Annotated in this window: 12 protein-coding genes and 2 pseudogenes; 3 read left to right on the top strand and 11 right to left on the bottom strand. The window is 58.4% G+C overall.

Annotated elements, in window-relative coordinates; translation table 11 throughout:
• The gene (gene scpA / locus ACZ1HE_RS14455) at positions 1-2,127 is read right to left on the bottom strand and encodes a methylmalonyl-CoA mutase (RefSeq protein WP_108787187.1); all 2,127 of its coding nucleotides are present in this window, start codon (positions 2,125-2,127) and stop codon (positions 1-3) included.
• Positions 2,093-3,025, bottom strand: a complete 933-nt coding sequence (locus ACZ1HE_RS14460; RefSeq protein ID WP_472621849.1) for a hypothetical protein — start codon at positions 3,023-3,025, stop codon at positions 2,093-2,095. The genes scpA and ACZ1HE_RS14460 overlap by 35 nt, the downstream gene beginning before the upstream one ends.
• A gap of 170 nt (positions 3,026-3,195) precedes the next feature.
• Here ACZ1HE_RS14460 and ACZ1HE_RS14465 point away from each other — a divergent pair, with 170 nt between their 5' ends.
• Positions 3,196-3,642: a DUF4174 domain-containing protein gene (locus ACZ1HE_RS14465; protein WP_472621851.1), complete on the top strand. Its 447-nt coding sequence runs from the start codon at positions 3,196-3,198 to the stop codon at positions 3,640-3,642.
• A 160-nt stretch (positions 3,643-3,802) separates the two neighbouring features.
• Here ACZ1HE_RS14465 and ACZ1HE_RS14470 read toward each other — a convergent pair whose 3' ends face one another.
• From ACZ1HE_RS14470 to ACZ1HE_RS14480, 3 genes are all read right to left on the bottom strand, one after another.
• Positions 3,803-4,636, bottom strand: coding sequence for a hypothetical protein (locus ACZ1HE_RS14470; protein WP_472621853.1), 834 nt, complete (start codon positions 4,634-4,636; stop codon positions 3,803-3,805).
• Between the two features lie 8 nt (positions 4,637-4,644).
• Positions 4,645-6,690, bottom strand: coding sequence for an acetyl-CoA carboxylase biotin carboxylase subunit (locus ACZ1HE_RS14475; RefSeq protein WP_472621855.1), 2,046 nt, complete (start codon positions 6,688-6,690; stop codon positions 4,645-4,647).
• Between the two features lie 126 nt (positions 6,691-6,816).
• Positions 6,817-7,020 (bottom strand): hypothetical protein, encoded by a 204-nt coding sequence (locus ACZ1HE_RS14480; RefSeq protein ID WP_472621857.1) that lies wholly within the window; start codon positions 7,018-7,020, stop codon positions 6,817-6,819.
• 679 nt (positions 7,021-7,699) lie between these two features.
• Between ACZ1HE_RS14480 and ACZ1HE_RS14485 the strand changes: the two genes are divergently transcribed.
• Positions 7,700-8,842 (top strand): DcaP family trimeric outer membrane transporter, encoded by a 1,143-nt coding sequence (locus tag ACZ1HE_RS14485; RefSeq protein WP_472621859.1) that lies wholly within the window; start codon positions 7,700-7,702, stop codon positions 8,840-8,842.
• An 80-nt stretch (positions 8,843-8,922) separates the two neighbouring features.
• Here the strand turns inward: ACZ1HE_RS14485 and ACZ1HE_RS14490 are convergent.
• The 5 genes and pseudogenes from ACZ1HE_RS14490 to ACZ1HE_RS14510 form a co-directional block, all read right to left on the bottom strand.
• Positions 8,923-9,274: pseudogene (locus ACZ1HE_RS14490) on the bottom strand (hypothetical protein).
• 69 nt (positions 9,275-9,343) lie between these two features.
• Positions 9,344-9,481, bottom strand: coding sequence for a hypothetical protein (locus ACZ1HE_RS14495; protein ID WP_472621861.1), 138 nt, complete (start codon positions 9,479-9,481; stop codon positions 9,344-9,346).
• A gap of 214 nt (positions 9,482-9,695) precedes the next feature.
• Entirely contained in the window at positions 9,696-10,172 is a 477-nt protein-coding gene (locus ACZ1HE_RS14500; protein WP_472621863.1) for a DUF6497 family protein, read from the bottom strand.
• Positions 10,169-10,567 carry a cupin domain-containing protein gene (locus ACZ1HE_RS14505; protein WP_472621865.1) on the bottom strand — a complete coding sequence of 133 codons (399 nt, stop codon included), beginning with the start codon at positions 10,565-10,567 and terminating at the stop codon, positions 10,169-10,171. The genes ACZ1HE_RS14500 and ACZ1HE_RS14505 overlap by 4 nt, the downstream gene beginning before the upstream one ends.
• Before the next feature lie 350 nt (positions 10,568-10,917).
• A pseudogene (locus tag ACZ1HE_RS14510) lies at positions 10,918-12,451 on the bottom strand (acyl-CoA carboxylase subunit beta).
• A 194-nt stretch (positions 12,452-12,645) separates the two neighbouring features.
• Between ACZ1HE_RS14510 and ACZ1HE_RS14515 the strand changes: the two are divergent.
• Positions 12,646-13,866, top strand: coding sequence for a multidrug effflux MFS transporter (locus ACZ1HE_RS14515; protein ID WP_472621867.1), 1,221 nt, complete (start codon positions 12,646-12,648; stop codon positions 13,864-13,866).
• On the opposite strand, the gene ACZ1HE_RS14520 is transcribed toward ACZ1HE_RS14515, so the two are convergent.
• Complete coding sequence (locus tag ACZ1HE_RS14520; RefSeq protein WP_472621869.1) at positions 13,861-14,697, bottom strand: LysR family transcriptional regulator; 837 nt, start codon at positions 14,695-14,697, stop codon at positions 13,861-13,863. The genes ACZ1HE_RS14515 and ACZ1HE_RS14520 overlap by 6 nt on opposite strands.
• Positions 14,698-14,747: the final 50 nt, after the last annotated feature.

Here is a 14,747-nt window from a genome sequence, read left to right on the forward strand (position 1 = left end):
TTAGCTGCGCGCTTCGCCGATCAGCTTCAGAATGTCCTGTGCTGCTTCGGGGATGTTGGTGCCCGGACCAAAGATTGCCTTGACCCCGTTGTCATAAAGGAACTGGTAGTCCTGCTGCGGGATCACACCGCCACAGATCACGATGATATCCCCGGCGCCCGCCTTCTTCAGTTCTTCGACCAGTTGCGGGGCCAATGTCTTGTGACCTGCCGCCTGAGACGAAATGCCGATGACGTGCACGTCGTTGTCGACCGCATCCTGCGCCGCCTCGGCGGGCGTTTGGAACAGCGGCCCCACATCGACGTCAAAGCCGATGTCGGCAAAGGCCGTCGCAATCACCTTGGCGCCGCGGTCATGCCCGTCCTGGCCCATCTTGACCACCAGCAGACGCGGGCGGCGGCCTTCGGCCTCGGCGAACTCGTCGATGCTTTTCTGGATCGCGGCAAAGCCTTCGTCGCCTTCATAGGCCGCGCCATAGACACCTGCCAGCGTTTTGACTTCGGCGCGGTGACGACCGAATTCTTTTTCCATTGCCATGCTGATCTCTCCCACAGAGGCCCGGTGGCGGGCGGCTTCGACCGCGGCTTCCAAAACGTTGCCGCCCTCTTTGGCGCGGCGGGTCAGTTCGTCCAACGCGCCCTGACAGGCGGCTTCGTCGCGCTCGGCACGCATCTTTTGCAAACGCGCGATCTGGCTGTCGCGCACCGCCATGTTGTCGACGTCCAGAATGTCGATCGGGTCTTCTTTTTCCTTGCGGTATTTGTTGACGCCAACAACCACCTCTTCGCCGCGGTCGATCATCGCTTGACGGCGCGCCGCCGATTCCTCGATCCGCAGTTTGGGCATGCCGGATTCGACGGCCTTGGTCATGCCGCCCATCTCCTCGACCTCTTCCATCAGCGCCCAGGCCTTGTCGACCAGCTCGGCCGTGAGGCTTTCGATGTAGTAAGAGCCCGCCAGCGGATCGACCACATTGGTCACACCGGTTTCTTCCTGCAGCACCAGCTGAGTATTCCGCGCAATACGGGCCGAGAAATCGGTGGGCAGTGCAATCGCCTCATCCAGAGCGTTGGTGTGCAGGGACTGCGTGCCGCCCAGAACTGCCGACATCGCCTCATACGCGGTGCGGATGACGTTGTTGTAGGGGTCTTGTTCCTGCAACGACACGCCCGAGGTCTGGCAATGGGTGCGCAGCATTTTCGAGCGCTCAGACTTGGCGCCAAACTCTGTCATTACACGGTGCCACAGAGTCCGCGCGGCTCGCAGTTTCGCGATCTCCATGAAGAAGTTCATGCCAATGGCAAAGAAGAACGACAGGCGGCCCGCGAACTTGTCCACGTCCATGCCTGCGTTGATCGCTGCGCGCACATATTCGCGGCCATCCGCGATGGTATAGGCCAGCTCTTGTACCAGGTTCGCCCCGGCCTCTTGCATGTGGTAGCCCGAGATCGAAATCGAGTTGAATTTCGGCATCTCGTTCGAGGTGTATTCGATGATGTCCGAGATGATCCGCATCGAGGGTTCAGGCGGATAGATATAGGTGTTGCGGACCATGAACTCTTTCAGAATGTCGTTCTGAATGGTGCCCGCCAGCAGGCTCTTGTCGTGGCCCTGTTCTTCGCCTGCAACGATAAAGCTGGCCAGGATCGGGATCACAGCGCCGTTCATTGTCATCGAAACCGAGACCTTGTCGAGCGGGATGCCGTCAAACAGAACCTTCATGTCCTCAACTGAGTCAATGGCGACACCCGCCTTGCCGACGTCGCCGACCACTCGGGGATGGTCGCTGTCATAGCCACGGTGGGTCGCCAGGTCGAAGGCGACCGAGACGCCCTGCTGACCGGCGGCTAGGTTGCGGCGGTAAAAGGCGTTCGATTCCTCGGCGGTCGAGAAACCCGCGTATTGGCGGATGGTCCAGGGGCGGCCTGCGTACATGGTCGCCTTGACGCCCCGGGTGAACGGACCCACGCCGGGCAAGGTGCCCATATGTGGCAGGTCCGCGGTGTCTTCTTCGGTATAGAGCGGCTTGACGTCGATGCCTTCCAGCGTCGTCCAGGTCAAATCGTCAACCGGGCGGCCGCGCAGCTCTTTTTCAGCCAGCGCCCGCCATTCGTCGGTCTTGGTCATTGCGTCTTCCTCTTGTTCTATTCGTTTTTGGTAGGGTTTGCCCCACCGGTTTTTTGTCAGGGTCATAAACCAGCCAGGCCGTTCCATCGGCCCCAGAGGTCAACCACATCAAATCGTCTGCATAGCCCTCGCGCAGTGCGGCAGTCTGGCGCTCGGTGAATGGCAGCCAGCGGCCACTGCCCTTGGGCAGCTTGCGTGAGATATTGCGCGGCAGGTCGCGCCGCAATTGTGGCAAGCGAGGAGTTGCGTTCAACCTTACATCGCCGCGAGCAGCCGGCACTGCGCAGCCCAGAACCGACCGCAGCTGCGCATCTGGCCGTCCCTGGAAGCTTTCAAACGGCAGCACCCACAAGCGCGCACCGGGCACAGCGCAACTGACGTCCGTGATCACATCCCGCCATGTGCGCAGCCCATAGGCCATCCGGTCCAGCGCTTCGGCATCCGGGACGCCGCGCCCACGGGTCAGCCCGTAACCAAGCGCCGACGCCCAATAGAGATCAAGCCCGCGAATGTTGAGCATAATATCAGTGATCCGCCCATCGAAGGCTTCAGCATAGCGGGCCATTCGTTCACCCGCGCCCAAATACAGCGCCTTGTCGCGCAGATTCTGCCGGACGGAGCCCAGCATGTTCTCCTCGCTAACCACCAGACGCTTGGCCCCGCGGGCCGCACAGCTGTCGAGGTTGATCTGCACTCGGCCACCCCCACGTTTCTGACGGTTCTTGCGCAGAGACGGCATCTTGTCCGGTACAATGCCGTTGAAAAGCCCGTTGCGCGTCCGATACGGCCCCCAGAATACGGTCCCCTCCTGCCGAAGGCGTTCGGCGTTTTCGCGTAGATAGGCCTGAAAGGTGGTGGTCGCGCAACGATGTGCGCCGATGTGTAGAATAACGTCCATAAGCTCGCCTTTGTCCAAAGCCGCGCGCGGCGACCGGTTCCGGGGTATTCAATGACAGTCATGCCCAACCCCTGACGAAGCGATTAACGTTAAACTTTTTGGTGATACCATGCAGATCAGTGGTCGCAATCATCCCACAAGGGTTTATATTCAACCCAACAGGAGACCCAATGACCCGCACATTAGCCCTTGTTTTATCGATGTTATTTCCGGTCACATCGCTGGCCGCAGACGCCACACAACCTGGCGAGCCCATCTTTGTGCAGCCAGCAGGTGACAGCGATTTAAGTGAATTTTTATGGACAAACCGGCCCATTGTCGTCTTTGCCGACACCGACGCGGACCCAAGGTTCCAGCAACAGATCGACATCCTGATGAAGGGCGAAGCCGAGATGCTGGAGCGCGATGTCGTGGTCCTGACCGACACCGACCCGGGCGCACGTTCGGCGCTGCGGACCAAACTGCGGCCTCGTGGTTTCCAGCTGGTGCTTATTGGCAAGGACGGCGGTGTCAAACTGCGCAAGCCCTTCCCGTGGAGCGTGCGCGAACTGAGCCGGTCAATCGACAAATTCCCGCTGCGCGAGCGGGAAATCCGCGAGCGGCGTGGGTTGAATTGATTGATTGTTAAGCTTCGCGCCCCTATATTGGAGGTCGAAGGTACGATATGATCACCCTCGTACCGCATCAGGAGAGGACGCTGATTATGACTTATCAGCCCAAACAGCCCGAAAAGACACCCGGCGGCCCTGGTGGCGGCGGGGATTTTTGATCCTGCCATCATAGTACCAAATCCTGATTGAACCCCGATCTAGGAAGTTCTTCTGGATTCTCGACACCAATCCGCAGATTGATCGCAGCCAAGGCCCGCAGCCCCCAATATAGGGTCGCGCGGCGTTGTTGCGTCAATTCGCGATGCAGGTTGACCCGACGTCGCGCGTTCAGCTTGCCGTAGCTGTCGCGATGGGTGTCTTCAACAATAGCGGTCAATTCAGAATAAGCCGCATAGAACCGCAAGACAGGTTCCAGCGCCTCTGCCGCGATAACATGAAGCTGCCCGGAAACGGCATCATACACCGTTGCCGGACTTTCCGTCGCTGAGAACGGAAAATAGGCAGATGCGGCGTCATCGCCGCCCAGAACGATCTTTTGCTGAACAGACACCGCATTTTGTGAGATCGGGTGTTTGTCGAGCTTTTCGACAACCGTGAAAATCTCGCTCCGCAACGCAAGCAAAAGGTCCAGCTCTTGCCCCTTGCGGTCGCGTTGCTTGCGTTCTTCGTGAAAAATGAAACTTGCCAGCCAACCGCCCGCGATCATCAATCCGGCGAACCCGGCCTGACGCAAACGCACATCCAAACTGTCGCTGAACAAAAGCAGGGAAATTGGCAGGAGCATAACCAGCAGAATGGGCAACAGCACCACACCACCGCGCTTGAGCATATCAAGCAGCTCATGCTCCTGACGGCGTTTATAGAACAACACAACTACGACCAAAGCCAAAGATACGACACAGATCACCGCCAAAGGATCAAGCTTGGTTGCGGAACCCGCAACCAAGCTTAACCCCAGCCAGACGGCCAGAAACGTGCTTATCCAGGCAATCGCAGCCATCGCAGTGTTTATTCGAACTCCATGATCACATCATCAACCGCGAGGCTATCGCCCGCGCTTGCGTTGATCTTGGACACGACACCCTTCTTCTCGGCGCGCAGGATGTTTTCCATCTTCATCGCCTCGACGGTGCAAAGCGCCTGACCTTCTTGCACTTCGTCGCCCACCTCGACGTCGACCTTTACGATCAAGCCAGGCATCGGGCAGAGCAGCAGTTTCGATGTATCTGGTGCCACCTTTTCCGGCATCAGCGCGGCCAGTTCCGCCTGGCGCGGAGTGCGCACGTGTACGGTCATATCCGCCCCGCGCGAGCGCAAGCGGAAGCCACCCGAGACTTTGCCAACCTTCAACACCAGCGGGCTGCCATCGACATCCAGCTTTGCCAGCTGATCGCCCGGCGTCCAGTCCGAGGCGACGCGGTGCGAACTGCCATCCGCAAACCTCACGGTGGAGCCCTGCTGATCCGCAGCGATGCTTACCTCAAATCTTTCGCCTTGCAGCGAAACGTCCCACTCGGTGCCCACCTTGCGCTCGTGGTTGTCCATCCGGCCCGACACGCGGGTGCGGCGGATTTCGGCAACACGGTGCATGGCCGCCGCCGAAGCCGCGATGCGGCGCAGGTCTGCCTCGGGCAGTTCAACGCCCTGGAACCCTTCGGGGTACTGCTCTTCGATAAAGGCTGTGGTCATGTTGCCGTCTATGAAGATCTGGTGGTCCATCACCGCCGAGACAAACGGCAGGTTGTGGCCGATGCCTTCGACTTCAAAGCTGTCCAGAGCCACGCGCATCGCCTCGATTGCGGAAGCACGATCCGGGCCCCAGGTGCAAAGCTTAGCGATCATAGGGTCGTAATACATGCTGATCTCGCCGCCTTCATAGACGCCGGTATCGTTCCGTACGGCCGTTTCACCCTCAGGCGCATCGCCATGCCAGGTACCATTGGCAGCCATCGGACCGGCGGCAACCTCGGACGGGGGACGATAGCGGGTCAGACGACCAATCGACGGCAGGAAGCCGCGATAGGGGTCTTCGGCATAAAGACGGTTTTCGATAGCCCAACCAGTCAGGGTCACGTCTTCCTGCTTGATGCTCAGTTCCTCGCCACCGGCGACGCGGATCATCTGTTCGACCAGATCGACACCAGTGATCAGCTCGGTCACGGGGTGTTCCACCTGCAGGCGGGTGTTCATTTCCAGGAAGTAGAAATTCTTGTCGCCATCGACGATGAATTCCACTGTCCCGGCAGAGGCATAGCCTACCGCCTTGGCCAATGCGACCGACTGTTCGCCCATGGCCTTGCGGGTGGCCTCGTCCAGGAACGGCGAAGGCGCTTCTTCCACAACCTTCTGGTTCCGGCGCTGGATCGAACACTCACGCTCACCCAGATAGATGCCGTTTCCGTGGCTGTCGCACAGAACCTGAATTTCAATGTGACGCGGCTGCGTCACGAACTTTTCGATAAAGATCCGGTCGTCGCCAAACGAATTCGCGGCCTCGTTCTTGGACGATTGAAAGCCCTCGCGCGCCTCATCATCGTTCCAGGCGATCCGCATGCCTTTGCCGCCGCCGCCAGCCGAGGCCTTGATCATCACCGGATAGCCGATCTCGTTCGAGATCTTGACCGCCTCATCGGCATCCTCGATCAGCCCCATGTAACCCGGAACGGTCGAAACGCCTGCCTCTTGGGCGATCTTCTTCGAGGTGATCTTGTCACCCATCTTTTCAATCGCACCCTTGGGGGGGCCGACAAAAGCAACACCAGCATCTGCTAGGGCTTCGGCAAAGTTCGCGTTTTCCGACAGGAAGCCATAGCCGGGATGAACCGCCTGTGCGCCACTCTGTTTGATCGCGTCCATCACTTTGTCGATGACAATATAGGACTGGTTCGCGGGCGGAGGGCCGATGTGGATGGCCTCGTCCGCCATTTCCACATGCAGCGCCTGCTTGTCCGCATCCGAATAGATGGCGACGGTGGAAATGCCCATCTTGCGCGCGGTCTTGATGACGCGGCAGGCAATCTCACCCCGGTTGGCGATCAGGATTTTGTTGAACATGCGATGTCCTTTGTCTTGGGTGTTTGAGAACGCAAAACGCCGCCCCGGACCGAATGGCCCAAAGCGGCGTTTCGCGCGTGTTTGATCAGACCGCAGGCGATCTGGATGTGACGTGCAGCTGAGGTGTCAGTTGCAGGTGTTTTGTGTTTTGCAATAAATGACGTTGGTTGCGGCGCCAGCTGCCGCTCCGATGACCGGGTTGCCGTCGACCGCAAGGGCGCCCAGGAACCCTGCCCCACCGCCATAGAGCGCCTGTTCCGTCGGGTTGTCCCCACAGGCCGCCAAACCGGCGCACAGTGCCATGGCCATACAAATCTTTTTTGCTCGCATCCTGCCCATCCTTCTTTTTGTAGAGGTGTTTGCGCGCCCAGATGAGGGGCATTGCCCCCTGCCCGCAAGACCGCAAACCGATCAGTCGGAACATGCGCAAAACCCTGCCGAACAAGGGGTTTGAGATAGGCAGAAAAAGGGGCGGGCAGATACGAATGCTCGCAACTGACCCGCCCTTGAGAAGGGGTACGGAATAGATGGTGTGTAGATGGCGCAGGCATTGAAGTGCCACCCACAAGCGCCACGCTGCCCCAATGGCCGGGACACGCCAAGCCTATTGCTGGACATACGGTCTGATGGGCCGCTTTCTGCCGAATTCGGACAGAGCCTTGCAGAATCATGCCGATGCCAATGGAACGCTCACCTGCGGAGTAACCAGGGTCGAGCACTACCCACGTCGGTCGGTCCTCCCCCCATTTGTAACAACTCGGTGACCAGTATTTGCGGCCTCCGGCGCCTTCGGAATCGGAAAGCGTACAGATCGGTACACCCAACACGAAAACGTATGGAGCAAATTCAAGGACATGCTGACCAGCAAAACATTTCCGTGATCCGCAGTGCGCGAATTCTCAAATTTCGCTGAAAAAATAACAGCTTCTGCTCTCTTCGATGTCATTTCACCCCTTCCAATCTGCGTGAAAGGGGTTGTCTGCACCACTCGCAATGGAGGAGAAACCCAATGCAACAATCTCACGCGCATCGACTGGGCTTGGCTGCCGTCGTCGGCCTGGTCACAACCGGGCTTGCACAGGCAGACGATGCCAGGACCAAAGCACAAATCGAGGCATTGAACGCCCGTGTTCAAGCACTGGAGAGTGAAAAAGCCTTCCTCACCGGCGGTGACTTCCGTCTGGGCGGTACCACCGTTGATCTTTATGGCTATGTCAAAGCTGACGCTTACTACGACTTTGACTTTGTTCAGGGTGATACGGCGTTCGTAAACAATATTGGCGAACCCGCAAACGCAACGGATGGTGACTTCGGGGCAACCGTGAGGCAATCCCGACTGGGTTTTCGTACAACGACCCAATCCGATTTCGGTGCCATCGGTGGGCAGTTGGAATTTGATCTGTTCGGCTCGAATGGTACCGCGGAATTGCGTGTTCGACATGCCAATGTGACACTGGGCGACAACTGGTTGATCGGTCAGTATTGGACCAACTTCATGCCGTTGAACCAATACCCGACGACGGTTGAATTCAACGGGCCTGTCGGTATTGCCTTTGCCCGGGTTCCGCAGCTGCGGTACTCCAAGGCCTTTGGTCAGACGACGTTCAGCGCATCGATCGAAGAAAATGTTGCTGCTTCGAATGACCCGGTTGTTACCGCCGCCCTGTCGCATGACACGGACCTGTTCAGCGCCAGGATTGCTGGCCTCTATGGATCGGTTCAGGCCGGTGGCATTGATGTCGACCAGACAGGTATCACCCTGTCGGGATCTGTCCGGCCCTGGGCTGGCGGCCTGTTCCAAGCCACTTACGTGCAGGGCGAGGCCCTTGGCCCGCTTCTCGTTGGTGTTGGCAGCGCCGTTTCCGGCGGGCAAGCCAACGACGTTGAAGGATACACCTTGGAGTTTCGGCAATCGGTTGGTGAAAAGTGGAACTTTGGCATCGCCTACGGGCGCGAGGATTATGACCTTCCGACCTCGACCGGCACTCTGTCCTTTACCGAGCTTGAAACCATTCACGTCAACGCATTCTACAACGCCACTGACAATCTGACCTTCAGTGGCGAATACATCTTTGGTGAGCGCAACAACGCGGCCAACGGAGCGACCTTTGACGGCGACCGCGTTCAACTGGCTGTTCAGTTGAATTTCTGACGACGATCCACGGTCTCGCCCTAAAACCGGCGGGACCGTGATGACATTCGGCCAAAGTGTATGTCGCACGCTTGACCCCATCAGCTCTTCCCGAAAGCATCCGGAAAAGACACGCGGGCTACGTCTTCGTCGATCACCAACAGCGCATCATAACTTTCGGGATCGAACGGATCTTCGGCCGGGATGACCTCGCGGCCGAACAACCAGCTCAGACGACCCGCATCCAAATTGCCCCGCTCAAACGGCTGACCCCCAAATTGCTCCCACAGCGCTTGCATGAACCCGGCGTCCGCGCGGCGGTCAGCAGGCTTGCGATCGCGAAACCGCTCACGGTGCGTAATCGCGGTGACGCCCTTGGGGTTGGGACGGCGAATGGTGAACTGAAAGTCGGTGCCCGGAAGGCGGCACTGGGAATCCGCGATGTTTCAGCATGGCGCTACTCCCGGGATGGAACGCGCCTGCAGAGTGGGGACCGGCCCAAGGGCCGATCCCTCGACCAGCTTACTTGAGCTTGCCGGTGTAGGTCGGCTCGGTCGAGATGGGCTCGACGATGACGAACTCTTCTTCTTGCGAAGTGTCACATGCCGCGACTGCGCCAACAAAGGCGACCATTGCAAGGAATTTGATGCTTTTGGACATCCTGCTCTCCTGGTTAGGTTTTCGAAACCAGCAAAGGACTTCTCCTCTACCTGCCTCAGTTCCGAGGTTACAGTCCCCGAATGGGAACCGCGCCCGACCATAGTAGAAAACATGTCGGAAATACATCCGAACCACGGCAAGTCTGTGTGATGTGACTCCAAAGCCTCAAATCCTCTCATGAGTGAAGTTCGCCCCGCAACATGTTGTGGTTTCATCAGAACTCCTCCCAAATGCAGCGTGCGTTTTCCAGGCGATATGCCTCGAAAAACTGCGTTACACCAGGTGTACTTTCGCCAAACGCCACAGCCTGATCCGACATAGAGATGACGACACGAGCCGGAGCCAAATCGCGCTGTGTCACATACGGGACGGCAAGCATTTCGCACAGATGATCCATGTCGATGGCCGACACGTCATAACCGACCTGCCCGACGGTCTGGCCGATCTTGGGGGCAACAAAGCGAAACCGCAGCCACAGCTCGCCGGGGTTTTCGTCTAGCAGAACATTATCCAGATAAACCGGCTGGCCCGACGGGACGGGCAGCGAGGCTTCGGCAACAACATGGGTGGACACCAGAGACAGAACCGCAAATGCGCAGCCCCAGCCTCGCCAAGGGCGAGCTCCTCCTGCCGGGGCTGCGTGCGCACAGCAATCCGCGTGCGCGGTTCTATTTCTGCGTGCGCGGATCATGGAGCAGATTCGTCCTTGGTGTCAAACTGAGATGGTGACGTGATCTCAATTAGTTCCATGTCGTCGGAATGACGGACCTCGCGATGCTTGATGCCGGGGGGTTGCAGGACACACGACCCCTCGCGCAGCACCTGCTCACCCTGCCCTTCGTACTCAAAAACAACCCAGCCCTTGGTTACATAGACCATCTGAAAGTCCAGCTCGTGACTGTGCCACGCGCCGGGGCTTTCCATGCCCGGCACGGCCCGAATGACATGCGCGCCGAACTTGCCTTGCGTCGCCGCGTCGATGCCCAGATCACGGTACTCGAAAAACGCACGCAGCCCCTGCCCCACGAACTTACCGTCATCGGCGTGGCAGATGGTGAAGGCTTGGTTTTTCCAAAGTCGGGTCATGAGGCCCACCTTTTGTTGCGTCTGGAATGAGCGACCCACCGGCTTCGATGGTTCGGGTCTTCTAAAAGTTGCTCGATCTTGTCTTTCGTGTCAGGGGGCGAATTTTGAAGCAGCCGCCCACCAGCTTCTATTCTCAGAGCGTTGTCGGTTCGGCTCACACGAACCACCGGAGAGAACCCGCGAAGAGACCGAAGACAACGCCACATGTCCTGCCGCACTTGGTGCGCGATGCGCAGGGGGTCTCCGTCGGGCAAAAGCGTGCTGGCACAGACATCAAACCTTGGCGGCAAGCCCCGACTAAGGGTCAACTCGTCACCAGATCGCAGAATGTGCCAGCGCGCCGTCATCACTTACAACGGAATGTTGTCGTGCTTCTTCCACGGGTTCTTCAGCTGCTTGTTGCGCAGGCTGGCGAACGCACGCGACACGCGGCGGCGGGTCGAATGGGGCATGATCACCTCGTCGATGAAGCCGCGTTCTGCCGCCACAAACGGGTTGGCAAAGCGGGCCTCGTAATCCGCAGCATGCGCCGCGATCTTGTCGGCATCGCCCAGATCAGCGCGGTGGATGATCTCGGTCGCGCCCTTGGCACCCATCACGGCGATCTCAGCCGTGGGCCAGGCATAGTTGAAATCGCCACGCAGATGCTTGGACGCCATCACGTCATAGGCACCGCCGTATGCTTTGCGGGTGATCACAGTCACTTTTGGAACAGTTGCTTCGCCATAGGCAAACAGCAGCTTGGCACCGTGCTTGATAACGCCGCCGTATTCCTGAGAGGTGCCCGGCAAGAAGCCCGGAACATCGACCAGCGTCATGATCGGGATCTCGAAACAATCACAGAAACGCACGAACCGTGCGGCCTTGCGCGAGCTGTCGATGTCCAGGCAGCCCGCCAGAACCATCGGCTGGTTCGCAACGACACCCACGGTCTGACCTTCCAGACGGATGAAACCGGTGATGATGTTTTTGGCGTAATCTTCCTGGATCTCGTAGAAATCACCCTCGTCCGCCACTTTGGTGATGAGTTCTTTCATGTCGTAAGGCGTGTTCGGATTCTCGGGCACGATTGTGTCCAGCGAGTTCTCGATCCGGCCCGGCTCGTCAAAGAAGGGGCGAACTGGTGGCTTTTCGCGGTTGTTGAGCGGCAGGAAGTCGACGAGGCGACGCACCTCGGCCAGAGCCTCGACATCGTTTTCGAGACGCGCCATCAGCCACGGAGGATTTCTTGGTGTGGGTCGATGCACCACCCAGTTCTTCGGCAGTGACGACCTCATTGGTGACGGTTTTCACAACGTCAGGACCAGTCACGAACATGTAGGACGTGTCTTTGACCATGAAAATGAAATCGGTCATCGCTGGCGAATAGACTGCTCCACCGGCGCAGGGCCCCATGATCACGCTGATCTGCGGCACCACGCCACTGGCCATGATGTTGCGCTGGAACACTTCGGCGTAGCCTGCAAGCGAATCCACACCTTCCTGAATGCGCGCCCCGCCAGAGTCATTCAGGCCGATGATCGGCGCGCCATTCTGGATCGCCATGTCCTGAATTTTGCAAATCTTCTGTGCGTGGGTTTCCGACAGCGAGCCGCCAAAGACGGTGAAGTCCTGGCTGAACACATAGACCATACGACCGTTGATCGTGCCCCAACCGGTGATAACGCCATCACCCGCATGCTTTTGGTTTTCCATGCCAAACTCGACACAGCGATGTGCGACGAACATGTCGAACTCTTCAAAGCTGTCCTCATCCAGAAGCAGCTCGATCCGCTCGCGTGCGGTCAGTTTACCCCGCGCATGCTGTGCATCAATGCGTCGTTGTCCGCCACCCAGACGCGCCTCAACGCGGCGATCTTCGAGTTCGGTCAGGATATCTTTCATGGCGGTTGTCCTCGCGATGGTCCTATGTGCAATTTTGCGGGACCATATAGAGAGCGACGGGTGAACCAAAGGATAAATCCGCAAATTTGCAAATATCGCGAAATCAAAGTTGTGCTAAATGCAAATTTGTTAATTGCCATGTCAACGCGACGTCCCCCGTGGACCTTTGTGCCCGACGGGCATAAACGCGAAGTATGCAACCCACGTCTCAAGCCAAGACTCCGTCGAGTTCGGGGCGCACACCGCCCACCATCACCACGCTGATCCTGCTCTCAGGACTGTCGGCGCTTGGCATGAACATTTTCCTGCCCAGCCTGCCCAACATGACAGAGCACTTTCAGACGGATTACCGTCTGATGCAGCTATCAGTGGCTTTGTATCTGGCGGTCAATGCGGCGCTTCAGATTGTGATTGGCCCCATCGCGGACAAGGCCGGACGACGACCTGTCATCCTTTGGGGACTTGCGCTGTTTCTACTGGCAACGCTCGGCACGATCTTTGCGCCCACGGCCGAGATTTTCCTATTCTTCCGCATGTGCCAGGCCGTGGTGGCCGTGGGCATCGTGCTCAGCCGCGCCGCAGTGCGGGACATGTACGAACAGGACAAAGCTGCATCCATGCTGGGTTACGTCACCATGGGTATGGCCGTCGTTCCCATGATTGGCCCAGCGATTGGTGGCTTGCTGGATGAAAGCTTTGGCTGGCAGGCAAATTTCTGGCTGTTGTTCCTGTTGGGCGCACTGTGCATCGTCCTGATCTATGTGGATTTTGGCGAGACGGCCCTGAAAAGCGGCAAGACGCTGGTCGCACAGTTCCGTGAATACCCCGAGCTGCTCACCTCGCCACGCTTTTGGGGTTACTCGCTGGCCTCAGGCTTCTGCTCAGGCGCCTTCTTTGCTTACCTAGGCGGCGCTCCTTTTGTAGGCACCGAAGTGTTCGGAATGAACCCAGCCGAAATGGGTTTATACTTTGGCGCACCTGCGATTGGTTATTTCTTCGGCAACTTCATCAGCGGTCGATATTCCATGCGTTTCGGGGTGAATCGGATGGTGATGTGGGGCTGTTGGCTGAACGCCTTGGGCGTAGCGTTGTCTTTGATGGTGATGATGAGTGGGCTTGGTTCAGCGCTGACCTTTTTTGGCTTCATGACCTTTGTTGGATTAGGCAACGGCATGGCCATCCCAAACGCCACAGCAGGCGCGCTCTCCGTGCGCGTGCATTTGGCTGGAACGGCCTCGGGCCTGAACGGCGCCATCATGCTGGGCGGTGGCGCTGCATTGAGCGCTCTCGCCGGGTTCCTGCTAACACCAGAAACCGGGGCCCTGCCCCTGTTGTGGCTGATGCTGATTACCAGCGTTTTGGGCGTTCTCGCGATCCAGGTCGTGATCTGGCGGGAACGTCAGCTGGGACTATGAACTGAGACCATCAAAAACGTGTTCCAGCCAAGCAACCACAAGGCGCACACGCTCCAGATCCCTCAGCTCTTTTCGGACCATCAGCCAGACTTCGCGTTTTGGCAACGCGCCATGTTCAAATGGCACTTCGACCAACCTCTGGTCGCTCCGCCCCACGATCCGCGGCAGCAGCGATCTGCCGGAGCCCGCACAAACCATCTGAAACAACGTTTCGGCATCATTGACGGACACCGGACACGCGCCTTCAGCAGCAGCCGCTTTTTCGATGGACTGCGCGTGTGAGAGGTAATGCATACGCGGCTCATATCCGATCCAATCGCAGTCTGAGGCTGCGCCCCTTGCAGCGTAGGCTGCGTAATCCAGCTGCCCCAACCTGCGGACCAGAACGCTTTGCCCGCCCTCGGTAGGTCTGGCCAACCGTAGCGCTACGTCCGCCTCGCCACGCAGCAGGCTTAAGTCACGCGCCTCCGAGATCAGCTCCAACTGCAAGCCCTGTGATGTTGCCTTCAAATCGGGCAACGCTGGCAACAACATGTGATTGACCACCATTGGTACGGACGTCAGCCGCACGGTCCCCAGTGGTACACCAGGGCCACCTTGGGTCAGGGCATTCACTGCCTGCATTTCGTCGCGCATAACCTCGGCATGCCGATGCAGCGAGCGGGCGAATTCAGTCAAGATCAACCCTGCCCCGCTGGTTTCAACGACGGCCCGCCCCAGACCCTGCTCCATCGCGCGCAACCGCCGCGTCACTGTTGTCTTGTCCACACCCAGCTGACGGGCTGCTCCCTTTAGACTACCGGCCTGCGCCACAGCCAATAGGTATCGCATGTCATCCCAATTCATGACTGCAACTTTGCATCATAGTGATGCACTTTTCC

The organism is Falsiruegeria sp. JB4-1 (assembly GCF_055693495.1).